Origin of the sequence: Asanoa sp. NPDC049573, assembly GCF_040676615.1 — a bacterium.
In the GTDB taxonomy this organism is placed as follows: Bacteria; Actinomycetota; Actinomycetes; order Mycobacteriales; family Micromonosporaceae; genus Asanoa.
In genome coordinates, this window is sequence record NZ_JBFAPI010000013.1 from 65,000 (window position 1) to 88,302 (window position 23,303).

The 23,303-nt window shown below is 74.2% G+C and carries 21 protein-coding genes; 12 read left to right on the forward strand and 9 right to left on the reverse strand.

From position 1 onward, the window contains the following. Window positions 1-26 precede the first annotated feature (26 nt). Together AB0J74_RS26260 and AB0J74_RS26265 are read left to right on the forward strand one after the other, a co-directional pair. Entirely contained in the window at window positions 27-959 is a 933-nt protein-coding gene (locus AB0J74_RS26260) for an RNA polymerase subunit sigma-70 (protein WP_363452377.1), read from the forward strand. Between the two features lie 50 nt (window positions 960-1,009). After that, a complete protein-coding gene (locus tag AB0J74_RS26265; RefSeq protein WP_363452379.1) occupies window positions 1,010-1,606 on the forward strand; it encodes a dihydrofolate reductase family protein in 597 nt (198 codons plus the stop codon). Between the two features lie 6 nt (window positions 1,607-1,612). Here AB0J74_RS26265 and AB0J74_RS26270 read toward each other — a convergent pair whose 3' ends face one another. After that, entirely contained in the window at window positions 1,613-3,037 is a 1,425-nt protein-coding gene (locus tag AB0J74_RS26270; RefSeq protein ID WP_363452381.1) for an Hsp70 family protein, read from the reverse strand. Here AB0J74_RS26270 and AB0J74_RS26275 point away from each other — a divergent pair. From AB0J74_RS26275 to AB0J74_RS26310, 8 genes are all read left to right on the forward strand, one after another. Continuing rightward, window positions 3,036-3,839: a glycerophosphodiester phosphodiesterase gene (locus AB0J74_RS26275; protein ID WP_363452383.1), complete on the forward strand. Its 804-nt coding sequence runs from the start codon at window positions 3,036-3,038 to the stop codon at window positions 3,837-3,839. The genes AB0J74_RS26270 and AB0J74_RS26275 overlap by 2 nt on opposite strands. A 14-nt stretch (window positions 3,840-3,853) precedes the next feature. Further along, window positions 3,854-5,254: an MFS transporter gene (locus AB0J74_RS26280; protein WP_363452385.1), complete on the forward strand. Its 1,401-nt coding sequence runs from the start codon at window positions 3,854-3,856 to the stop codon at window positions 5,252-5,254. 55 nt (window positions 5,255-5,309) lie between these two features. Beyond that, window positions 5,310-5,981, forward strand: a complete 672-nt coding sequence (locus tag AB0J74_RS26285; protein ID WP_363452712.1) for a thymidine kinase — start codon at window positions 5,310-5,312, stop codon at window positions 5,979-5,981. Window positions 5,982-6,036: 55 nt separating this feature from the next. Next, window positions 6,037-6,582, forward strand: a complete 546-nt coding sequence (locus AB0J74_RS26290) for an RNA polymerase sigma factor (protein WP_363452387.1) — start codon at window positions 6,037-6,039, stop codon at window positions 6,580-6,582. Next, window positions 6,579-7,364, forward strand: a complete 786-nt coding sequence (locus AB0J74_RS26295) for a hypothetical protein (protein ID WP_363452389.1) — start codon at window positions 6,579-6,581, stop codon at window positions 7,362-7,364. Before AB0J74_RS26290 ends, AB0J74_RS26295 begins: the two co-directional genes overlap by 4 nt. Further along, entirely contained in the window at window positions 7,361-8,239 is an 879-nt protein-coding gene (locus AB0J74_RS26300) for an ABC transporter ATP-binding protein (RefSeq protein WP_363452391.1), read from the forward strand. The genes AB0J74_RS26295 and AB0J74_RS26300 overlap by 4 nt, the downstream gene beginning before the upstream one ends. 32 nt (window positions 8,240-8,271) lie before the next feature. Continuing rightward, a complete protein-coding gene (locus AB0J74_RS26305) occupies window positions 8,272-9,816 on the forward strand; it encodes a hypothetical protein (RefSeq protein ID WP_363452393.1) in 1,545 nt (514 codons plus the stop codon). Between the two features lie 92 nt (window positions 9,817-9,908). After that, window positions 9,909-11,591: an acyl-CoA dehydrogenase family protein gene (locus AB0J74_RS26310; protein ID WP_363452395.1), complete on the forward strand. Its 1,683-nt coding sequence runs from the start codon at window positions 9,909-9,911 to the stop codon at window positions 11,589-11,591. Window positions 11,592-11,681: 90 nt separating this feature from the next. Here the strand turns inward: AB0J74_RS26310 and AB0J74_RS26315 are convergent, their stop codons facing one another. From AB0J74_RS26315 to AB0J74_RS26325, 3 genes are read right to left on the reverse strand one after another with little or no spacing between them, the layout of a single operon-like run. Then, window positions 11,682-12,314, reverse strand: a complete 633-nt coding sequence (locus AB0J74_RS26315) for a hypothetical protein (protein ID WP_363452397.1) — start codon at window positions 12,312-12,314, stop codon at window positions 11,682-11,684. After that, complete coding sequence (locus AB0J74_RS26320; RefSeq protein ID WP_363452399.1) at window positions 12,311-14,158, reverse strand: dynamin family protein; 1,848 nt, start codon at window positions 14,156-14,158, stop codon at window positions 12,311-12,313. The genes AB0J74_RS26315 and AB0J74_RS26320 overlap by 4 nt, the downstream gene beginning before the upstream one ends. Before the next feature lie 43 nt (window positions 14,159-14,201). Then, on the reverse strand, window positions 14,202-15,722 hold the full coding sequence (locus AB0J74_RS26325; RefSeq protein WP_363452401.1) for a dynamin family protein: 1,521 nt from the start codon (window positions 15,720-15,722) through the stop codon (window positions 14,202-14,204). Between the two features lie 237 nt (window positions 15,723-15,959). Between AB0J74_RS26325 and AB0J74_RS26330 the strand changes: the two genes are divergently transcribed. Both AB0J74_RS26330 and AB0J74_RS26335 read left to right on the forward strand, forming a co-directional pair. Further along, window positions 15,960-18,839 carry a LuxR C-terminal-related transcriptional regulator gene (locus AB0J74_RS26330; protein ID WP_363452403.1) on the forward strand — a complete coding sequence of 960 codons (2,880 nt, stop codon included), beginning with the start codon at window positions 15,960-15,962 and terminating at the stop codon, window positions 18,837-18,839. A 30-nt stretch (window positions 18,840-18,869) separates the two neighbouring features. Beyond that, window positions 18,870-19,400 carry a LuxR family transcriptional regulator gene (locus tag AB0J74_RS26335; protein ID WP_363452405.1) on the forward strand — a complete coding sequence of 177 codons (531 nt, stop codon included), beginning with the start codon at window positions 18,870-18,872 and terminating at the stop codon, window positions 19,398-19,400. 4 nt (window positions 19,401-19,404) lie between these two features. On the opposite strand, the gene AB0J74_RS26340 is transcribed toward AB0J74_RS26335, so the two are convergent. From AB0J74_RS26340 to AB0J74_RS26360, 5 genes are all read right to left on the reverse strand, one after another. Continuing rightward, complete coding sequence (locus AB0J74_RS26340) at window positions 19,405-19,773, reverse strand: hypothetical protein (RefSeq protein ID WP_363452407.1); 369 nt, start codon at window positions 19,771-19,773, stop codon at window positions 19,405-19,407. Between the two features lie 550 nt (window positions 19,774-20,323). Then, window positions 20,324-21,115: a lysophospholipid acyltransferase family protein gene (locus tag AB0J74_RS26345; RefSeq protein WP_363452409.1), complete on the reverse strand. Its 792-nt coding sequence runs from the start codon at window positions 21,113-21,115 to the stop codon at window positions 20,324-20,326. Window positions 21,116-21,144: 29 nt separating this feature from the next. Further along, a complete protein-coding gene (locus AB0J74_RS26350; RefSeq protein WP_363452411.1) occupies window positions 21,145-21,624 on the reverse strand; it encodes a pyridoxamine 5'-phosphate oxidase family protein in 480 nt (159 codons plus the stop codon). Between the two features lies 1 nt (window position 21,625). Continuing rightward, window positions 21,626-22,363 (reverse strand): hypothetical protein, encoded by a 738-nt coding sequence (locus tag AB0J74_RS26355; RefSeq protein ID WP_363452413.1) that lies wholly within the window; start codon window positions 22,361-22,363, stop codon window positions 21,626-21,628. A gap of 93 nt (window positions 22,364-22,456) precedes the next feature. After that, entirely contained in the window at window positions 22,457-23,293 is an 837-nt protein-coding gene (locus AB0J74_RS26360; RefSeq protein WP_363452415.1) for a patatin-like phospholipase family protein, read from the reverse strand. Window positions 23,294-23,303: the final 10 nt, after the last annotated feature.

Sequence of the window (23,303 nt, forward strand, 5' to 3'; positions counted from 1 at the left end):
GCGACGCATCCGGCGATGATGGGCGGATGGATTTCGAGCGGGTCGTCGCTGACCATCGCCGGGAACTGCTGGCGCACTGCTACCGGATGCTCGGGTCGATGCAGGACGCTGAAGACGCGCTTCAGGAGACGCTGCTCGCGGCCTGGCGGGGGTTCGGCGCGTTCGAAGGGCGTAGTTCGGTGCGGACCTGGCTCTACCGGATCGCCACCCACGCCAGCATCCGGCTCGCCCAGCGGCGTCGACCGCGGCTGCTGTCGGCCGAGTACGGGCCGTCCCGACTCAGCACCGACGAGCTGGGCGAACCGGTCGCCGGTCCGGTCTTCGTCGAACCGTGGGTGGAGGAGCCCGTCGAAGACCGCTACCTGCGGCGGGAGGCGGTCGAGCTGGCCTTCGTGGCCGCCCTGCAGCACCTGCCGGCCAACCAGCGGGCGGCGCTGATCCTGCGGGAGGTGCTCGAGTTCTCCGCCGCCGAGGTCGCTGACCTGCTCGACACCTCGACCGCGTCGGTCAACAGCGCCCTGCAGCGCGCTCGTAAGACGGTCGACGAGCGGGTGACCGGGCCGTCGCAGCGCGACGAGCTGGCCGCGCTCGGCGACGACGGGTGCCGGGAGCTGGTCGACGCGTTCGTCTCGGCCTGGGAGCGCGCCGACGTCCCACAGCTGGTCAGTCTGCTGGCCGAGGACGCGCGGTTCACCATGCCCCCGCTGCCGGCGTGGTTCGACGGGGTCGACGCGGTCGCCGGGTTCCTCACCGACCGGCTTTTCGCGTCGGCGTGGCGGCTCACTCCGGTGCCGGTCAACGGGCAGCTCGGCTTCGCCTGCTACCAGCAGAGGGACGGGGCCTACGCGCTCAGCGCCGTCAACGCGCTCACCGTCCGGGACGGGCGGATCGCCGAGATCACCGGGTTCATCGACCCGGCCGTACTCGGGCTGCTGGAATTTCTTCCCGCTCAGCGATGAGTTCGCGGCACCGGGTGTCTCTGCACGGGTAAAGACCCTTGGAGGACACCATGCGGAAGATCATCGTGAGCAACATCGTCTCGCTCGACGGGTACAGCGCGGGGGCGGGCGGAAACGTCATGGCCCTGCCGATGGACGCGGCGTTCGACGCCTACAACGTCGAACGCCTCCGCGCCGCCGGCACGCTGCTGCTCGGGCGCGACAGCTACCTCGGCTTCCTCGGCTACTGGCCGGGGATCGCCGACGCCCCCGACGATCGCGACAACCGGGCCCTCTCGGCCGACAACCGGGAGATCAGCCGGCTTGACAACGCGATCGGCAAGGTCGTCGTCTCCGACCGGCTCACCGCGGACCAGACCGGCGTGTGGCGGGACACCACCACGATCGTCCGGCGGGCCGGCGCCGCCGCGGCGGTGCGTGCGCTCAAGGAGCAGCCGGGCGGCGACATCCTGGTGTTCGGCAGCCGCACGATGTGGAACGGACTGCTCGCCGACGGGTTGATCGACGAGATCCACCTGATGGTCGGCGCGGTGGTCCTCGGCGACGGCGACCCGGCGTTCCTCCACCCGCCCACGGGGCTGCGGCTGACAGGCATCCGGACCTTTCCGGGATCGGACAACGTCGTCCACGTGTACGCCCCGGCGTAGCCCGCGTCACCCGTCGGCGAGCAGCACCACCAACACGACCGCGGCGGCGGCGACCAGCACGCTGAGCACCACGACCCAGGCCAACCCCGCGCGGCCCGCCGTCGACGCGGGTCGCCGGGCCCGGCCGCGCTGGGCGGGCACGGCAGGACCAACCGCCGGACTCGCCGGCGCCGGATAACCGGGCCCGATGACGGGACTGGCGGGCGCCGGATGCCCCGGCCCGGCGGCGGGACTCGCCGGCGCCGGATGCCCCGGCCCGCCGGCGGGACCGTTGGGCGCCGACGCCGGTCCGACCACGGGACCCGCCGGCCCCGGCATCGGCGAGGCCTGCGGAGCGACCGGCCGCCGCTGCGCGGGCACCCGGTGGCTGGGCGGGTCCAGGCAGACCGCGCCCTGGGCCACGACCGTCTCGGGCTGTTCGAGGGCCGTCGGCGCGATGCCCAGCTCCTGATGGATCATCCGGGCCACGAGAGGCATCCGGCTCGAGCCGCCGACCAGGAACACGCCGACGAGATCCTCCTCGGCGAGCCGGGCGTCGGCGATCGTCCGGCCCAGGCAGTCGACCGTCCGCGCCAGCATCGGCTTCGCCAGCGCCTCGAGTTCGTCGCGGGTCACGTGCGCCGCGACCTCCAACCCGGGCACGTGTACGTCCGCCGACGACGTGCGCGACAGCGCCTCCTTGGTGCCGCGCACGTCGTCGTAGAGAAGCGCCCGCTGCCGCCGGTGTGCCGTGTCGGTCGGCGTCAGCAGCGCGTCCCACACCGCCGTCCGCGTCGGCGAGTACGCCGCACCCAGATGCTCGACCAGCGCCTGGTCGAGGTCGAGCCCGCCGACATCGGGCAGCCCGTGCGCGGACAGCACCTCGAACCCGGCGGGGGAGCGCCGCACCACCGCCGCGTCGAACGTGCCGCCGCCCAGGTCGTAGACCGCCAGCGCCGACCCCGGCGGCACGGTCGCGCGTAACACCGCCGTGAAATAGCGCGCCGCGGCGACCGGCTCCGGCAACAGCGACGGCGTACCGGGCAGCCCGGCCGACGCCGCCGCCGCGACCAGCACCCCGCGCCGCACCGACGACCACCCTGCCGGATGCGTCAACACCACCGAATAGGCCTCGCCGGCCCACCGCCGCGTCTCCTCGGCTACCCGCGTCAACACGGCCCCGACCAGCGCGGACACCGCCACGGAGGTCGAGCCGAGCAGCACCGTACCCTCGTCGATCCGGCGTTTCGGGTTGGGCTCGAAGCGGGCCGGGTCGAGCCGCGCGGCCCGCACCGCGTCCTGGCCGGCGACCAGCCGCCCGCCCGGGTCCAGGTAGACCGCGGATGGCAACAGCGGCGAGCCGTCGAACAACAGCGGCCGGGCCGGCGCGCCATCGACGGCGACCACCGCAACCGTGTGCGAAGTGCCGAAATCTATGCCAACCGCCCGCATGGCCGTCACCCTATCGTCGGTTTCGGCCGGCATACTCCGTCGCGTGCATCCGTACCTTGACGCGCCCACGCCGCTCGCCTTCGCGCACCGGGGCGGCGCCGCCGACGGCGACGAGAACACCGTCGAGGCCTTCGCGCGCGCGGTGGATCTCGGCTACCGCTACGTCGAGACCGACGTACACGGCACGCGCGACGGCGTCGCGGTCGTCTTCCACGACTCGGACCTGCGCCGGCTGACCGGCCAACCGGGCAGGATCCGGGACCTGACGATCAAAGACCTCGACACGGTACGCATCGCGGGCGCGGCCGCCGTACCCCGGCTGGACGATGTCCTGGCCGCGTGGCCGCAGGTGCGGTTCAACATCGACGTGAAGGCGTCGCCGGGCATCGAACCGACCGTGCGGGCGGTCCGCGAGGGCAAGGCCGCCGACCGGGTCCTGCTGGCCAGCTTCAGCGACTCGCGCCTGGCCCGGGTCCGCGCCCTCGCCGGCCCGGAGGTCGCGACCTCGCTGGGCATGCGCGGCGTGACCCGGCTCTGGCTGGCCTCCCGCGGCACCCGGGCGGTCCGGGTCCACCCGTCGGTGGTCGCCGCCCAGGTGCCGGTCCGCTACGGGCGGCTCACCGTCACCGACGCCCGCTTCGTCGCGTACGCGCATCGGCTCGGTCTGCAGGTCCATGTCTGGACGATCGACGAACCCGACCCGATGCACCAGTTACTTGATCTCGGCGTGGATGGCATCATGACCGATCGCGTCGACGTGTTACGCGACGTCTATACCGCCCGCGGCCTTTGGCCCGCCTGACCAAAGGACGACCGATGGCCGAGGTCACCGCCGCCACCTCCGTCGCCGCCGCGCCGCCACCGAGCACGCGGCGCGAGCGGTCGGGCTGGTATTTCTACGACTGGGCCAACTCGGCCTTCCAGACCACGGTCATCACGGTCTTCCTCGGGCCGTTCCTGACCACGGTCACCGAACTCGCCGCCGGCTGCGCGCTGGGCGCCGACGAGTGCTCCGGCCGGGTCCATCCACTGGGGATCGGGATCGCGGCCGGCTCGTTCTACCCGTACCTCATCTCGCTGTCGGTCCTGCTCCAGGTTTTCGTGCTGCCGATCGTGGGCGCGATCGCCGACCGCACCCCCTACAAGAAGCGACTGTTGGGCGGCTTCGCGTTCGTCGGCTCGCTGGCGACGATCCTGTTCGCGTTCGTCACCGGCGAGCGCTACCTGCTCGGCGGGCTGCTCTTCCTGATCGCGAACATCGCGTTCGGCGCCGCGTTCGTGGTGAACAACTCGTTCCTGCCTCAACTGGCCGCGCCCGACGACCGCGACAAGGTGTCCAGCCGCGGCTGGGCCCTCGGTTATCTCGGCGGCGGCCTGTTGCTGCTGCTCAACCTGGTCGCGGTGATGCTGCTCAGCGAAGACGGCAACGACCAGCGCACCCTCGACCTGGCCCGCTGGTCGATCGTGTCGGCGGGCATCTGGTGGGCCGCGTTCACCGTGTTGCCGCTGTTGTGGCTGCGCGACCGGCCGATCGTCGTCGACGCGACGACGCCGCCGCCGCGCGGCAACGTCCTCACCGACGGGTTCCGGCAGCTCGGCGGCACGTTGCGGCACCTGAAGGCGTACCCGCTGACCCTGTTCTTCCTGCTCGCGTTCCTCGTGTTCAACGACGGCATCCAGACCGTGATCACGCTGGCCAGCCAATACGGCACCGAGGAGCTCAAACTCGAGCAGAACACCCTGATCGTGACGATCCTGATCGTGCAGTTCCTGGCATTCGGCGGCGCGCTCGCCCTCGGCCGGCTGGCGGAGCGGGTCGGGGCGTGGAAGACGGTGCTGCTCAGCCTGATCCTGTGGATCGCGGTGATCGTGGCGGCATTCTGGCTACCGGCGGAGGAGCCGCTGCCGTTCATGATCCTCGGCGCGTGCATCGGCATCGTGCTGGGCGGCAGCCAGGCGCTGAGCCGGTCGCTGTTCAGCCAGCTGATCCCAGCGGGCAAAGAGGGCGAATACTACGGCTTCTATGAAATCAGCGACAAGGGCACGAGCTGGCTCGGGCCGCTGGCCTTCGGATTGGTGTTCCAGCTCACCGATTCGTACCGCGTCGGGATCGTGTCGTTGGTCTTCTTCTTCGTCGTGGGCTTCTTCCTGCTGCTGGCGGTCCCGATCCGCCGGGCGATCGTGGCCGCCGGGAACACGCCGCCGCGCGTGCTGTGAGCGGTTCTCGCGTTTCCGGCGGTTAGGCTGCCGGATCGTGACCGACGACTCCGCACTGTCCGCGACCTGCCACGCCGCCGGCGACGGGCGACTGCGCCACGGCGCGGCGCTGAAGTTCTTCTGGGGTCCGATGGACTGCGGCAAGTCGACGATGGCGCTGCAGATGAACTACAACCACGCCCGGCAGGGGCGGCGCGGCCTGGTGCTGACCCGCATCGACCGCTCGCTCGGCCCGCGGGTCACCACCCGGATCGGGCTCGCGCACGATGCCGTCGAGGTGACGTCCGACCTGGATCTGGTCGAACTGGTGCGCTCGAAGTGGGCCGCCGGTGTCGGTGTCGACTATCTGATCTGCGACGAGGCCTGTTTCTACGAGGAGCGCCACATCGAGCAGATGGTCGAGCTGGTCGACTGCTACGACGTCGACGTGTTCGCGTTCGGTCTCGCCACCGACTTCCGGTCCGTGCTGTTTCCGGCCGCGCGGCGGCTGTTCGAACTGGCCGACACGGTGGAGCGGATCCAGGTCGAGGTGCTCTGCTGGTGCGGGCGCGAAGGGCAGCTCAACGCCCGGGTGGTCAACGGCGTGGTGGCCCGCTCGGGTGAGCAGGTCGTGATCGGTGACACGGCGGCCGACGCGGACGTGCGCTACCAGGTGCTGTGCCGGCGCCACTACATGGCCGGTGAGCTGGGTTCCGTCGTCCCGCAGCCGGCCCTGCCGGGCATGTGAGAAATTCTTCGGCCCGTCGCGAACCGGATCGGCCCTCCGATCCGATGAAGAGTATGTGAGACCACCACCCACCGACGCCGATCTGCTGGCCCACGTCGCCGGCGGCGACCGGGCCGCGTTCGAGGCGTTCTACCGGCGGCACGCGCCGTGGCTGTCGTTGCGGCTGCGCCACCGGTGCCCCGACGACGGGCTGGTCGACGAGGTGGTGCAGGAGACGTTCCTCGACGTGTGGCGGGGCGCCGCCCGGTTCCACGCGTCACCCGAGGCCGACGTCGCCGGCTGGCTGTGGCGGGTCGGTTCCCGGCGGCTGGTCGACGCCCTGCGCAAACGACATTCCCGCGACCGGCTCGGCCGGCTGCTGGCCCGGTTCCGGCGCCGCGACGAGCCGTCCGCCGAGGAGCAGGTGCTGGTCGGCGTCGAGCACGGCGACCTGGCTGGTGCCCTGGCCCGGCTGTCCCCAGAGCTGCGCGCGGTCATCCAGGCGACCGTCATCGACGGCCTGTCCACCGCCGAGGCCGCGGTCCTGCTCGGCATCCCGACCGGCACCGTCAAGTCCCGGGCGATGCGCGCCCGCCAACAGTTGCGTGCGGAGCTGACATGAGCACCTGGCACGTTCCCGACGACGACCTGCGTCGCTACGCCGGTCGCGGCCTCGCGCCACCGTTGCTGTGGTCGACCGAGACGCACCTGGCCGCGTGTCCCGGCTGCCGCTCCCGGGTGGCCGCCTTCGTGACCGTCGACGACGGTTGGGCCCGGCTCGACGCGGCCCTCGACGCGCCACGGCCCGGACCGGTCGAGCGGCTGCTGGTCGCGGTCGGGGTGCCCGACCACACCGCGCGCCTGCTCACGGCCACACCGGCGCTGCGGCTCTCGTGGCTGGCGGCGGTCGGGGTGACGCTGGTGCTGACCGCGCTGGTCGCACACGCCGTCAACCCCACCGTGTTTCTCGGCGTGGCGCCCCTGCTGCCGTTGCTCGGTGTGGCGGCGTCGTTCGGTCCGGGCATCGACCCGACCTACGAGATCACCGTGACGTCTCCGGTCCACGGGTTCCGGCTCCTGCTGTTGCGGTGCGTCACCGTGCTGGCCGCCAACATCATGCTGGGCGCGGTCGCCAGCGTCTTCCTGCCCGGCTTCACCGCCGGCTGGTTCCTGCCTTCGCTGGCCCTGACCGTCGCCACGCTGCTGCTGTCGTCGCGGGTCAGCCCCGTGTTCGCCGCGGTCGGCGTCGGCGCCGTGTGGGTGCTGGTGGTGTCGTGGGCGGGCCCGCTGCCGTTCTCGACCGCAGGGCAACTGTCGCTGCTCGCCGCCGTCGCGCTGTTCTCCGTGCTGCTGGCCCGCCGGGCCGCGGTCTTCGACGTGCTACCCACCCGGAGGTTCCGATGACCCTGAGCTCCGCGACCGACGTCGCGGTCCGCGCGGAGGGTGTGGTGCTGCGCTACGGGCGCACCACCGCGCTCGACGGGGTCTCCCTGTCGCTCGGCACCGGCGTGACCGGCCTGCTCGGCCCCAACGGCGCCGGCAAGACCACGCTGCTGCGGGTGGTGGCGACCGCGGTGCGTCCCGACGCCGGCAGCGTCGAGGCATTCGGCCACGACGCGCTCAGCGGCCCGGGCCGGCTGGCGCTGCGTCGCCGGCTCGGCTACCTGCCGCAGGACCCCGGCTTCCACCCGTCGTTCACCGCGTTCGAGTTCGTCGACTACGTCGCGATCCTCAAGGAGCTGACGGTGCGCTCCGCCCGTCACGCGGAAGTGCGCCGGGTGCTCGCCCTGGTCGGCCTCGACGCGCAGCGCGGCAAGCGGATGCGGGCGCTGTCCGGCGGCATGCGCCAGCGGGTAGCGCTGGCCGCGGCCCTGATCGGCGACCCGGCGCTGCTGATCCTCGACGAGCCGACCGTCGGCCTCGACCCCGAGCAACGGATGCGTTTCCGCGAACTGTTCGCCGACCTCGGCGAAGGCCGGGCGGTGCTGCTGTCGACGCACCAGACCGAAGACGTGATGTCGCTGTGCCGCACCGTCGTGGTCATCGACCAGGGCCGGGTCCGCTTCACCGGCGCGCCGGCCGACCTCGCGGGCCTGGCCGCCGGCCGGGTCTGGACCAGCGACAGTCGCGCACCCGGGGCCCTGGCGTCGTGGCGCACCGGCACGGGCGCCTACCGCCACGTCGGCGACCCACCATCCGGCGCACTGCTGCTGGAGCCGACGATCGAAGACGGCTACCTGACGCTGGTCGACCTGCGTGCCACCGAAGGCCAGTCGTGACCGGGCGCGTCGCCGGGCCGCAGGGGGCAGTGATGACGGCGCTCGTCGACGCCCTGCCGGCCGTGCCGGCGGCGCCGGCCGTGGCCACCCGCCGACGGGCCATGCTGGCGCTGGCCCGGGTCGAGGCCGTCCGGATGCTGCGCCACCCGGTGACCGTCGCCGCGGTCCTGCTCCATGTCGGCCCGTGGGTGTGGGTGCTGGCCCGACCCGGCGCCGACCACTACCCCGTCCTGCACGCCGACGTCGTCACGCTGCAGATGGCCGCGACGCTGCTGCTCGGCGGCTCGGCCCTGGTGGTGGCCAACCTGGCGACGCTGCGCGAGCGACGGCACCGCACCGACGCGGTGTCCGACCTGCTGGTCCTGCCCCCGCCGTGGCGCACGGCGGCGTTCCTGGTCGCGGTCCTCGCGCTCGCCGGCCTCGCGTTGCTGGTTTTCGCGGCGCAGGTCACGACCCTGGCGCTACTGCCCGGTCGCGCCGGCGTCCTCGACGTGTCCGACGTGGCGATACCGGCCGGCATCGTCGCCGTCCTCGGCGCCGCCGGTGTCCTGCTGGGCCGCCTGATCCGGTCGGCGGTCGTCGCCCCACTGGCCGCGGTGGCCATCGCGGCGGCGGGCTTCGTCTCGCTCGCCGCGGTCGCGACCGGCAGCACCGTCGGCCGGCTGCTCCCGATGCTGCCCGACGAACTGCCGTTCGCCCTGCCCGCGGCACTGGTCGACCGCCCGTCCGGCCGGCACCTGGCCTACCTGGCCGGCCTGGCCCTGGTGCTGGCGACGCTCGCGCTGCTGCGCTCCGGCGCCCGGGCCCGGCTGGCACTGCCGGCCCTGGCCGCGGCACTCGCCGTGACGGTGGCCGCCGGCGCCGCGCAGTTCGTCGGCGGCGCCGGCATGCGCGCGGCCCGGGCAGCGGCCACCGCTGACCCGTCGGCGCTGGAGACCTGCCAGGCTCGGGCCGGGGTCACCTACTGCGCGTTCGACGACTTCACCGCGTGGATACCGGCGTGGGAAGACGTGGTCGGCGACGTCACCGCCCTGGTTCCGCCGGCCGCATCGACCGCAGGGCCGCCGCTGGCCGTGCGGCAGCGGGTGTGGGCCGACGGTTATGTGGCAGCGGGCGTCTTCGGGCCGGCCGACGAGGAGGCCGTCGAGCGGGCCCAGCGCGACAGCGATGCGGCGGCCGGCCTGCCCGAGTCCGTCACGATCGGCACGACCTGGGGCAAGGCCGAGTCGGCGGCGGTGCTGGCCGCGGGCGTGGCCTACCGGTTCGTCACCGGCCGGGCGCCGGCCGGCAACGCGGTCGCGTGCGGCGCCCCGGGCGCACTGGTCGTCTGGCTGGCGGGCCAGGCGAGTTCGCGCACCGCCGAGGGTGTGCGCGTCCTCGACCGCAACAGCAGTGGGGCGCTGGCGAGCTCGGCGACCCGGCCTGGGCCGACGCCCACGACCGGTGGGCGGTCGCTCTGGTCATCGCCGCCGCGACAACGCTGGTCGCGGCGACGTGGCCCCCGGGCCGCCTGCGCCGGAGGGCACCGGGCCCGCTTGCGCCCTAGCCGTCGGGGTGGGTCCGTCGACTGGGCGTAGCCGTCGGGCGCATGGTCAGCGGTTGCCTGGTCGGGCCGGGCTGGCGTCGATTACCGTCGGGGCCAACCCGTTCCCGCCGCGAAGGAGCGCCCATGGCCCGGTTCGTGCAGCCGCTGCCGCCGCCGGAGGATCCCTACGCCGGCGATCGGTTCCTGCGGCTCTGGCTCGACCGGCAGCTCGGCGTGCCGGGGCACGCACTGGCGAAGGCGCGGCTGACCGACCTCGCCGCCGACGTGGTCGGGTCGTTGCGGGCCGCGCACGCCGACGCGGAGCAGCATCCGCCGGCCCTGGTCCGCTACGACCCGTGGGGTGCGCGGGTCGACCGGATCGACACCTCCGCGGGTTGGCAGGCGCAGCGGTCCGCTGCCGCCCGGCACGCCGTCGTGGCCCTGCCCTATCTGGACGGGGCCCGCGGCACCTGGGGCGCCGCGACCCGCAGCGTCCAACATGCCCTCCTGCACCTTTACGGCCCGGAGTCGGCGACGTTCTCCTGTCCGGTCGCGATGGCCGACGGCGCCGCCGCCCTGCTGTCCCGCGGCGATGTCGACCCCGATGTCCGTGACCGGTGGCTGCCGCGGCTGCTGTCCACCGACCCCGACACGGCGATCACCAGCGGGCAGTGGATGACCGAGTCGCAGGGCGGTTCCGACCTGGCCCGCTCGTCGACCGTGGCCCGCCGTGACGGCGACCGGTGGCTGCTCACCGGCGAGAAGTGGTTCTGCTCGGCCGCCGACTCGGCGATGGCGGTCGCCCTGGCGCGGCCCGAAGGTGCCCGACCGGGCAGCCGGGCGCTGGTGCCGTTCCTGATGCCCCGCTACGCCGGCGACGCTTCGTCGGGTGCGCCGGCCGCGGGCGTGACCGTGCACCGGCTCAAGGACAAGCTCGGCACCCGGGCCCTGCCGACCGCGGAGATCGGGCTCGCCGACGCCGCCGGCATCCCGCTCGGGGACCCGACGCAACCGGGCCTGGTCCGCGCGATGACGCTGGTGGTCATCACCCGCCTGCACAACGCCGCCGCGGCGGCCGGCGGGATGCGGCGCGGGCTCGACTACGCGATCGCGTTCGCGAAGGCCCGCCAGGTCGCCGGCGGCCTGCTCTTCGACTCGCCGCTGCACCGGGCCACCCTGGCCACCCTGGCCGTCGACGCGATCGGCGCGTTCGCCCTGGCGGGGCACGCGTTCGCGCTGCTGGGCCGGGTCGAGGTCGGCTCCGACCCGGCCGCCGCGGCCGAGTTGCGGCTGGTCGCGCCCCTGGCGAAGCTGGCCACCGGGCGGCTGGCGGTCTCGTCGGCCAGCGAATACGTCGAGTGTTTCGGCGGGGCCGGCTACGTCGAGGACACCGGCGTGCCGCGGCTGCTGCGCGACGCGCAGGTCCTGCCGATCTGGGAGGGCACCACCAACGTCCTCGCGCTCGACGCCCTGCGCGCGGTCGCCCGCGACGACGCCGCCACCCCGGTGGTGGCGCGGGTCGCGGCCGCCGCCGACCTCGCCCGTGGCCTGTCGCCGGCGGTGGCCGACACTCTCGCCGGTGTGGCCCGCGACCTCGGGTCCCGCTTCGCCGAGGTGGCGGCCGATCCGACCGCGGCACCGGTCGTCGCGGGCGCACGCGGTCTGGCGTTGCGCACAGCCCACGCGCTGGCCGCCGCGGTGCTGGTCGAGCAGGCGGCCGACCGCGACGAACTGGCCGAGGTCGCGGCACGGTTGTGGACCCGGCGCTGGCTTCGCGGCGACGACATCGCCGTCGACGCCGCGAACGACGCCGACGTCCTCTGCTGACACGGCCCGCTCAACCCGCGAGGCCGACCTTCAACGACCGCGGGGTCGAGGCGATGCCCGACGGGCCCGCAACGAGACGGTCCGACGAGCCTATGGCGTCCGCCGACCCCAGAACCGGGCGAGCGCCGACGTCGCGGGATCGTCGGAGCCCAACAGCGCGTCCCACCCGGCGCTGGGTGAGGTCGGATCAAGGCCGGCATACGACGCCAGCTCCGACACGTCGGGCACGTCCGTCGGCAGCGGGTCCGGGTCCGGCGGGGCCGTGCCCAAGGTGGACGGATCGGTCCACGGTGGTCCGTCGACCGGCGAGATGTCGCCGAGTTCCAGCGCGGCCGGGAACTCGTGAACCGGCCAGACCCCGCCGGTGTAGGCGGCCACGTCCGGGTCGACGGCGAACAGCCCCGAGTCGTGGACGGCGGAATCGTCACCGGCGTCATCGAGCCCGGCCGACCAGTCGTGGTGCTCGCTGACCAGCGCGTCCGGCGCGAACGGGTCGGGGGCGTCGAAGCCGCCGTCGTGCTCGTACCCGCCAAGGTCCTCGTGGTGAAGATCGGGCAGGTCGTCGTGTGACGGCGGGTCGGCGCCGAAGACGCCGTGGTCGTCGAGGCCGTCGGGCAGGTCGCTGCCGAACGGGTCCGGGTCGTCGTGGTGGTGGAGATCGTGGTCGTCCGGCGGCATGTCGTGGCCGGAATGCCCGTCGTCCCAGTTCCAGTCGTCGCTCATGACAGCTCCTGGTCGTCGGTGGTGGCGGCGGGTGCCAGGGTCCGGGCCCGGACCAGCACCGTGTCGACCTGTTTGATGCGGGAGCGGATCGCCTCGCGCTCGGCGGCTATCGCGGCGCGGCGGCGGGCCCGGTCGGCCTTGTCGTCGGCGAGCGCCTTGTCGATCTCGGCGATGTGCGCGTCGAGCTGCTGGAGCCGTTTCTCGATCGCGTCGTCGAGGGCCAGCGTCAGCGCGTACTGCAGGTCGGTGAACCGGTGGATGATCTCGTCGGAGAGGGCGGCCCGAGCCTCGCCGAGCACGTCGCGCAGCCACAGCCGGGCCTGGGCCCGGTCGCTCTGCGCCCGCCGCCGGTAGAGGATGAACGCCCCCGCGGCCAGCCCCAGACCCAGCCCGGCGACCGGCACCAGCAGGCCGCCGCCGAGCAGCGCACCGGCACCCAACGCCGACGCGCCGGCCATCGCGCCGCGGCCGGCCATGAACGCCATCCCGCCGGCCGACATCGCGATCATCATGTTGTCGGTGCCGGTGTCCCGCGGCGGGCGGCTGGTCAGCGCGTGCCGCAGCGTCGCGTTGAGCCGGGCCAGCACGAACTGGAGCTCGTCGGCGCCGAACACCTGGGCCAGGACCTTCTCGGCGACGGTACGGAACCGCGACTCGAGATCCTGCGACAAGCGCACCGACAGCGCCTGCAGCGCCGTGTCGAGCTCGCCCGGCAGCGCCTTGAGCTCCTCGCTCTTGGCCTTGTCGATCCGGGTGAGCTGCTCGTCCTGCAGCTGGGCCACATACGTCCGCAGCCTTCCGGTCGCTTCCACCCGGGCCCGCTGCGTCTCGGTGTTGAGCGTCAGCGACCACTGCCGCGACTCGGTCCGCTTGCGTGCCGCGAGGGCGTTGCGGTCGGCGCGGGCCTTGGCGACGTCGGCCGGGTCGGGGTCGCTGGCCGCCATCCGTTCGCCGGCCCGCAGGTCGAGCCGCACCAGCTCGCTGCGCACGGCGCGCAGCACGTTGGCCTGTCGCAGCAGGTGGCCCTTGCCGGCCAGCTCGATCAGCGCGTGCTGCAGCCCGGCGATCCGGGACTCGCGGACCAGCTCGGCGCCGGACTCGGCCGGCAGCGTCATCGACAGCTGCGCCAGCCGTGCCGACACCGGGAACCAGGGCGCCTGCGCGAACCGCGGCGCGTGTGTCTGCAGCTGCGCCCGGTCGTCGGCCAGGATGGTCCGCCACCCGGGGTAGGCGTCGGTCTTGGTCAGGGCGAACACCACCACGTTGACCCGCTTGCTGGCCTCGATGAGGAACTCCAGCTCCGGGCGGGTGAACGGCCCGGACGCGTCGACGACGAACAGCAGCGCGCCGGCCCGGGCCGCCGCGTCGAGGGCGATCTCGGCGTGCAGCGGGTCGAGGCCGCCGGTGCCCGGCGTGTCGACCAGGCTGAGGTATTGCAGCAGCGGCGCCGAGTGGGTCACCTCGACCCGCCTCGGTGGCCGCTCCCCGTCGGGCAACCGGCCCAGGGTGGTCGCCCAATCACGGAGCTGCGCCAGTTCCAGGGGTACGGGCTGCGCGCGATCGGGCAGCCACGCGCGCGCGCCGTGCGGGTTGCCGGGCACGAACTCCAGGTAGGTCGCGGTCGCGACGGCCGCGTCGACCGGTGACAGGTCGGGCACCCCGATCAGCGCGTTGACCAGCGAGCTCTTGCCCCGCTTGGTCTCGCCCACCACCACGATCGACGGCCGGGTGACGGTGCGGCGGCGGATCTCCTCGATGTCGGCGGCCGCGTCGGCGTCGGCCCGGCGCAGGAACGCCAGCGAACCCTCGACGGCCTCACCGAGCAGCGCACCCAGGTCGCTCATGCCCGCTCCTCGCTGCCCGGGGCCCGGCCCGAGACGCGGCCGTTCACGGGGCCACCCCCTCGCGGAGCCGCTGCGAGAGCAGGTGGAACCCGCGGTGCACGACCAGCGCGACCCGCGACTGGGCCGGGCTGGCGCCCGCGACCGCGAACACCCGCCAGCGGGCCGCGGCGTCGAGCGCGGCCTTGCGTAGCTCGTCGACCCCGGCGGTGGGCATGCTCAGGATCCACTGCGGATCGTGTGACAGGGCCAGCCGGGTCAGCTCCTGCTCCATCGGGGTCGGCAGCTCGACGGCACCGCCGCTGACCTGCTGCGCCACTTCGAGCAACCGCAGCCGGTGGTATTCGGGGCGTTGCAGCACCCGTTCGATCGCGTCGCGCAACACCTCCCGGTCGGCGATGCTGTCGGCGTGCCCGGCAGCCTTCTCCAGCGTGGACAGTGCCCAGCCGGCCTTGATCGCGTCGGTGCGCCAGCGGAACGCGTGGTCGAGCGTGTGCCGCAGCCGCGGGAACCCGGACGCCTGGTGGAGCATCCGCACCAGGTCACCGCTGCCCAGCGTCGGCCGTGCGGCCAGTTGGGCCAGCGAGAACCCGATGCCGTAGAGGTCGAGCAGCGTCAGCAGCCGTTCCCGGTGCTCGCCAGACACTGGTGCGGGCCGTGACACGAACAAATCAACAGATGCGAGCAGCAGCGTACGCTCGGCCACCGACATTCCCGCGAGCGCGCGCAGCGCCTCGCAGTCGGCCGCGGTCAGCCGCCCCGCCTCGGTCGTCTCGGCGAGCAGCCCGACGACCGGCACCACGCCCGACACCACCCGGCGCAGCGTCTGCGCCTGGTCGCCGGCCAGCCGCTCGGCGACCGGCCACGGGTCGGCGGGTGCCTCGACCAGCTTGTCGGCCTTGTTGAACAGCCCGACCGAGTTGATCGGGTTGCTGGCCAGCCGCGCCGACACGGACCGGAACGCCTCGAGCGCGGCCACGTCGTCGTCGCGGACGGCCTGGGTGAACACGTACACGATCGCTTCGGCGCCGGAGATCGCCCCCGCGGAGTCGGCGTCGAGCCCGTCGTCGATCGGCGCCGTCGCGTCCTGGAACAGGAACCGGCGGGCGCCGGCCGACACCGAGGCGTTGGTCGACGACAGGCCGGGCGTGTCGACGACGGTCAGGTCGCGCAGGTTGGCGCTGGTCAGGGCAACATCGACAAAGGCCACCTCGGCCGCGGGTACGCCGAGCCGCTGGGGAATCATCCCCGCTTCGTCGAGCGGCAGGCTCAGGCGGCTGCCGTCGCGGCGTACGACGTCGATCCGGTCCGAGGTCCCGTAGCGGAACTGGGTGACCACCCGGGTGCACTCGCCGACCTCGGTCGGCGCCACCCGGCGCCCGATGAGCGCGTTGACCAGCGTCGACTTGCCCGCTTTGAGCCGCCCGGCGATCGCGACCCGCAGGGGCTCGTCGAGCCGCTGCCGCACCCGCCGGACCTGGGTGCGCGCGGCGTCGGACGTGAGCCGCGGCCCGACCTCGTCGCACAGCCCGGCGACGAGCTGCCGTAGCGCTACCGGAGCCGTCACGCCCGGACACTCCCCTGCAAACCGCCCCAACCGGGCATGCCACCCCTGCTGGGCTCGTCAGGGCGCGGGCCGTCGGCGACAATAACGGTGGCCCGGCGGGGGTGCGCGGTCATTGTGGCGTGGTCCTCCTGGCTGGGTCGGCTCGACCAACACTACGAATATCCTGCCGGCGGCAGGATCCCATGTTCGTGCCACCGGGACATGTGTCGCCGGCGGCCCCGAGGGTCGGGAGGATGAGTGCCGCACGCACCGGGCACCGGCGTGGCCGACCGCGCCGCCGGCACGGCGCCCGACGACGCCGTCGCCCGCGCCCGCGCGTTGCTGGCCAGCCCCGGCCTGGTCGTGCTCACCGGAGCGCCCGGCGCCGGCCGCAGCACCGCGCTGCGCGACCTCGCGGCGTCCTTCCGCGGGCCCGTCTTCGCGGGCGGCGGTCTGGCGATGCTCCAGGACGTCCCGGCGTTGGCCCTGTCCCGCGCGGTCCGGGTCCGGTTGCCGGCCCACGACGTGCCGTTGCTCGCCGAGGCGGTCCGGTCCCGGGTCCGGTCGGGGCTGCTCGTCGTCGACGATCTCCAGTGGGCCGATCCGGCGACGCTCGCCGCTGTCGCCGCGCTGGGTGCGCATACCCGGGTGGTGGTGGCGCTGCGGACACCCCACCGGCTGCCGGCCGAGGCGGTCGCCGGGTTGCGCGCCGCTTCCGCGGGGTGGCTGGCGTTGCCACCGCTGTCCGCTCAGGCGGCCACCGAACTGGCGCGGCGGGTCGCGCCGGCGCTGGGTGACGCCGCGGTGGCCGAGGTCGTCCAGCGCGCCGGGGGGATTCCGCTGGCGGTGACGGCGCTGGCCCGGCACGCCGGGTCCGGCCGCCCGGCCGCCGGTGGTCGCGGGCCGGATGCCACCGACGCGTTCCCGGCTCTTGTCGGGGTGGATGTGCCCGAGGTCGACCAGGTCGCCTACGCGGTGGCCGAGGCCCTGGCCGATCTGACCCGGCCGGGCCGCACGGCGATGGCGGCGCTCGGGCTGCTCGGCCGACCGGCGAGTCCGGCCCTGCTCGGCGCCGGCGTCGAGGAACTCCGCGCCGCCGGCCTGATCGTCCCCGCCGGCGGGTTGGCGTCTGGGGTCGAGGGCGTCGGTGGCGACGCCGGTGCGGCGCAGGTTGATCCGCACCGCCGGCAGGATGTGTGGTTGGTCGTCCAGGATGCGGTCCAGGGCGGGCCGGGCGTCGAGGACGCTTCGGGTGGTGGCCTTCTCCGCGGCGTCCCGGTCGTGGTCGAGGGCCAGGATGCGGTGAAGGGTGGGCCGGGTGTCGAGGGGGCTTCGGATGGTGGCCTTCTCCGTGGCGGACCGGTGGCTGAGCCGGGTCGAGGTGTGGTCGGCACGGGACCCGCGAACGGCGGCCAGGTTGTCGCGGCCGTGGGAGCGGTCCACGATCGGCCCGGAACCGATCTTGTCGCGCCCGCCTCGCCGTACCTGGCTGAGGTCGCGGCCGGGATGCTCGACGCCGCTGCCCGTGCCGCCCTGCACCGGCGGTTGGCCGAGCTGACCCCGGACCGGGAGGCCGCGCGGCATCTGGCGGCGGCCGGCGACCACGCGGCCGCGGCCGCCCGGGCCGTCGACGCGGCGGAACGCGCTACCACCGCCGGCGAGCGGGCCGAGTTGCTCCTGCTCGCCTGCGATCTGCCCGGCGCCCGTCCCAGCGAAGCGACCCGGGTCGCCGCCGCCGCGGCGGCTCTCGACGCCGGCCGACCACGGGCCGCGGTGCGGGCGCTGGCCGACGGTGGCCCACACGGCGTCGACGCCGCGGTGCTGCGGGCGGAGGCGTTGCTGCAGGTCGGCGACCTGGTGGGGGCGCGGGCCGCAGCGGCACCCGTCCCCGATGACGCTCCCGCCGAGGTCCGTGCGGGTCGCGACCGGGTGCTGCTGATGGCTCGCCTGGCCACCGACCCGGCGGGCGCGCTGGCCGCCGCGGCCCGTCTCGGTGACGCGCCGGCCCACGCTGGGCTGCGGGCCGCGGTCGCCGCGGTCCGGGCGGCCGGGCGGGTGCCCGGCTGGGAGTACGGACTCGCATCCGCCGCGGAGGCCGCCGCCGCGGCCGGTGATCCGCTCGCGACCCGGTGGAGTGCCTGGCTGCTGGTCGAGACCCTGGCCGCCGACGGGCGGTTGACCGAGGCGGCCGAGACCGCGCAACGGGCGGCCGCGGCGTGTGCGGCGGACCTGGCCTACAGCTGGCAGGCGCGCTTCCTGGCCGCGGCCCTGTGGTGCGAGGCGCTGCGCGGCGACCCGGCCGGCACCCCCGCCGACGACGTGGTGCGCCGGGCCGCCGACCTCACCGACCGGACCGTGCCGGCGCTGGCCCGGGCCTACGCCGTGGCCGCGGCCAGCCTGGTCGAAGCCGACGGTGGCCTGCTCGCGCCGGCCCGCGCCCGGCTCGCGGCGGCGGCGCCCGCGCCGGCGGCCGCCGCGTTGCTCGACTGGGTCGGGCGTGAGGCGGCCTGGCTTGACGGGCAGCCCGACCTGGCCGCCCAACCCGACGCGGGTGCGGCCGCACCACCGCTCGTCGACGGGCTGCGCCGGATCACCGCGCGCTGGGCCGCCTACGACGGCGCCGCCGGCGACCGGGATCCCGCGGATCTCGACGCGACGGACGCGGCGTCCGCTGGGCTGCCCGCGGTCCGCGAGACCCTCGCGGCGTGGTCGGGTACGGGAGGCTTCGACCGGGCCGCGGCGGCGTGGCACGACCTGGTCGTCCGCGAAGAGGTGCGCTGCCTGCTGGCCGCCGGTGTGCACGAGACCGATCCGGAGCGCGCGGTGTCGGCGTTGCTGGCCGCCGAGCAGCTCGCGGAGGCCGCTGGCCTGGTGGTGCTGCTCGGCCGGGCACGGCGGGCGTTGCGGCGCCACTCGGTGCGGCGGGAGACGCGCGGGCCGCGATCGGGCTCGGAGCTGACGGAACGGGAGCGCGACGTGCTGCGCCTGGTCGCGCGCGGCGAACCGAGCCGGCGGATCGCGGGCCAGCTCGGCATCTCCGCCGAGACGGTGGAAACCCACATCCGCGCGGGGATGCGCAAGCTCGGCGCCCGCACCCGCACCGCGGCCGCCGCGATGGCGCTGGAACAGTTGCGATGACGGGAGTGTGGCGGTGACGGGAGTGTGGCGGTGAGCGACGAGCAGCCCCGCTATGTGCTGCCTAGCGCCGGTGATGCCACCGCGGTGCTGCGCCGGCTGTCTCGATCGGGCTGGGTGACCCGCGAAGGCTTCGCACTGACGGAGCAGGCGTGGGACCTGACCGGCAACCGGTTGCTGCTCTTCGGCCGGGTGCCCGACCGCGAGACCGTACGCCTGGTCGTGCTGGCCGCGGCGCGCGGCGCCGGCGTCGTCGCGATCACCGACACCGGGGGCGACATCGGCCGTGCCCTGCTCGCCGACCTGACCCGGCTCGGGCCCGTGCACCGCGACGCCGGTGGGACAGAACAGGCCCCGGACACGGCCGGCCCCGGCGAGCTGATCCCGGAGCAGCGGGCGCTGCTCGACCGCCTCGCCAACGGCGAGACCATCGCCGCCGCGGCGGCGGCCGAGTTCCTGTCGTTGCGCACGGCCAACCGCCGCATCGCCCAGGCCCGGGCCACGCTGGGTGTGCGGACCACCCGCGAGGCCGTCCTGGCCTACCTGAGCCAACGGCACACCTGAGGGCTCAGCGGCCGCTGACATGCGAACCGGCCGGCGTTGACTGGCTCGCGGGCCCCGCGACCAGGGCGGTGATCTTGCTCAGCAACGACTCGATCGTCTGACCGGCGACGAAGACCTCGGCGCGGTCGTCGATCTCGTTGGCCGACTCCCAGTCCCACTGGCCGTGGCCGAGCGACATCACGAACCACAGGTGACCGTTGTCGGGGTGGAGAAACAGCGCACAGCGCCACTGGTCGACCAGCAGGGTCATCGGCTGTGTGGGGCAGGTGATCAGGCAGGCACACCCGTTGGCGGTGTAGTCGGGGCGGCGGAAGCCCTGGTGGGTCGGGCAGTGGCAGTCGCAGAGCCGATCCTGCGGGCGGGTCATGGTCATCGGGCCTCCCGGTTGCGACGGCGCGTGCGCTCCGATCTGGAGCACGACCGACAATGCCGTTCCGTCGCGAGCGGTGGGGCCGCGATCTCGTCACCTGTGGATAAGTCGGACGCTGTGGATATCGGCTCTGCGGCAGTGGCAGCGGATTCTCGTGAGTAGAAGGGCGGAAATGCTGAGCCGAGGCCGCCGCGCACCTCCGGCGAATCACCACGCCGGACCCGAGACTTCGGGCAGCTCTGGGGGTCATCGGCCGGGATCACCCGGCCGCGAGGCAGGCCGTCCTCGGCGGCACCGGCGGTAACGGCGGGACGGAGCCGTGCGTCGACCGCGGCGGGGTAGCCGCGGTCGGGCCTTACCAGGTCCAGGCGGCGACGGCCGCGGTGCACAACGAGGCGTCGGCCGAGGCGGGACAGCCGCGATCAGGCTGCGTGGCGGACAACCGCGATCGGGCCCTGCCAGCGGCAGGGCGGCGATCGCCGTGGTGCACGACGAGCACAGGCGGCGACCGCCGTGGTGCAGGACGACCCGCCGGGCAGCGGTTGGCCGTGCGTCAGCCGCGGCGGCGGTAGCGGCGGGACAGGTCCGCGGGCCGTGTCTTGTCGACGAAGCGGGGAGCGTCGGGTTCGTCGGGGCGGATCGCGGCCAGGGTTTCGGTCAGGCCCTCGATGATGCGTTCCGTGGCGCGCTGCGCCGAGCCCGGGACGCCCGGGGTCAGGTCGGACAGGTCGATCGGTGCGCCGAAGCGGACCTTGATGATCGGGCGGCGGATCATCGCGCGGGCCGCGCCGCGGGCGATGCCCTTGAACGATGTCACGTAGGGGACCACCTCGTGGGAGCCCCACTGTGCGACCGGGACCACCGGGGCGCCGCTCGCGAACGCCAGGCGGGCCGCGCCGGTCTTGCCGCGTTCGGGCCACATGTTCGGGTCCAGGCCGATGCGGCCCTCCGGGTAGACCATCACCACCGAGCCCTCCTTCACCGCGTCGGCGGCCACCTGGAGGGCGTCGCCGACCGTCGCGGTGCGGCGGTCGACGCGGATGTGGCCCGCGGCGCGCATCGCCGGGCCGACAACCGGCGCCCGGAACAGGCCGCCCGTGGCCATGATGCGGGGGGCGATGCGGCGGACGCGGGTGGCGACCGTCAGCACGATCGGGTCGAAGGGGCTGATGTGGTTGGCGGCCAGGATCAGCGGGCCGTGGCGTAGCTCGGCCGGCACGTCGCCGCTGACCTGGACCCGCGCCAGGATCGGCATCAGGAAGCGGGCCAGCCATTGCAGGAACAGCCAGAAGCGTGGCGGCCGCCAAGTGGTGGCGGGCGCGGTCGGCTCGGTCTCGGCCCTCATCAGCAGATGATCATCTCACAGCGGGTGCGTCAGCGTTCGAAGAGCCGCACCGCCTCACCCGGGCGCCAGAACAGGATGATCATCTTGTCGGCCTGATCGTTGAGCCCCGTGTGGACGACCTCGGCCAGGTCGCAGCGGAACAGGTGCATCCCGGTCGGGTCGCCGTCGGGGCCGACCACCGAGCGGAATCGGTCGGGGTCGGTGACCGCCTCGACGCGCCCGGACACCTTGGCCTCGCCGGGCCAGCCGGCCGGGTCGGAACCCGGGTCGATCGTCGCCGAGTGCAGGGCGTAGCGCGGGTCGCGCAGCAGGTCCTGCGCCTTGCGGGCGTGCAGCATGCTGCCCAGCCACACGTCGTCGCCGGCGAAGATGGTCTCGGTGCCGCTGATCCTGGGCGCGCCGCCGCGGCGGAGGGTGGCCAGCGTCTTGTGCTTGTTGGCGTCGAACGCCGCCCGCACCCGCGCCGCCAGCTCCGGCGCCTCCGCCGCGAACACCGACCAGGACGCCATCTCAGCCGACGTCTCGCAGCTCGGCCAGCCGGGCCTCGATCTCGGCGAGCTCGGCCCGCAGCTTCTCGGCCTGCGACTCGGCCTCGGCCCGCTCCGACGACATGATCTGCTCGACCGCCTCGTGGACGCCGGGGACGTCGACCAGGGCGACCATCTTGAGCGCCTCGGCCGGCCGGATCACATAGGGCTTGGCCAGGCTCTTCGTGCCCTGCGCGGCCGCCACCGTCCACTCGCCGTCGGCGTAGGCCAGCGTCACCGTCAGGCCCGCCGGGCCCTTGGGCCTGGCCGTCTTCGCGGCGCGCTTGGCGGGGCGGGGCGCCTCCGTGGACTCCTCCACCGTGGACGTGGTCACCTTGGTCTCCTCACGTGGTGCCGGAACGGGGGCTGCGGGTGGAAGCAGGGCGGGGCCGGGCGGCGGCTCCGCGACCGGGGGCGCCTTGGCCGCGGTTGCCTTGGCCGCGGTCGTCTTCGCCGGAGCGGCGGCCCGGCCGGCGCCGCGCGGCGCGACGGCCAGGTCGGTGGGGGAGAACGGCAGCTCGTCGCGGCCGAAGCGGACCACCACGAACTCGTCGGAGACGTCTGGATCGGTCAGCTCGACCACCTGGCCGGTCTGCCCCTCGATCTGGCCGGCCGCGGCCGTGAACACCACCTTGGGCTTGCGCCCGGCGGCGAGACCGTCGCGGATCGACGATAGCTCGTCGGTGGACAGACCGCGGACAGCGGTGCGCGCGGCGGCCATCAGGGAACCCCTCTCGTCCGTACACCTGTTTGATTTTGTGCAGGCTTTTCTTACCAGGCGGCTACGACAAAACCGAAACCGGCGCGCCGAACGTCACGACCAGACCGCCGCGACCCGGGCCGCCTCGGTCGCCGCCTGGGCCCGCCCGGCCCGCGCCGACGGTGCCCGCGCGGCCGGGTCGAGCACGTTGCGCCCGATCGCGCGCCGTGCCGCCGGGTCGGGCGTGACCATCACCACCTGCGCACCGGCCCGGCGCAGCGACGCGAGCTGCCGGTCGAGCCGGTGGTGCCGGCCCAGCGAGCGGGCGACCGGCGCCAGCAGCACCACCCGGTCACAGCCGGCGGCCAGGTCCACGTTGGTCGCCGACCGGACACCGCCGTCGACGTAGCGCCGGCCGTCGATCGTCACCGGCGGCCACACGCCCGGAACCGCGCAGCTCGCGCCCACCGCGTCGACGATGCCGACACCCGACTCGCGGGTGAACACCGCCGTCTGGCCGCTGGTCGCGTCGACGGCCACGATCCGCAGATCACGTTCCGGCCAGTCGGCGGCCGGCAACCGCGCCTCGATCACCGCACGCCGCTTCTCCTCGGGCATCGTCGGCGCCCGCAACGCCATCGCACCGACCCGCGCCGCGGCCCGCACCGGGTCACGGGACCGCGCCGACGCCCACACCCACGACGCGATCGAGCCCAGGCCGAGCTTCGCCGTCGTGTCCGCCTCCGGCGGCAGGAGCTGAGAGGCATAAAGATCAGCCACGGGTACGCCGGCCGCGATCCCCGTGCCCACGAACGAACCCGCCGACGTGCCGATCAGCACGTCGGCGCTGGCCAGGTCGACGCCGGCCTCGGCCAGGCCGGCCAACATGCCGAACTCCCACGCGATACCGGTGACGCCGCCACCGCCACAGACCAGCGCTCTACCGCCCATGCGCACCTCC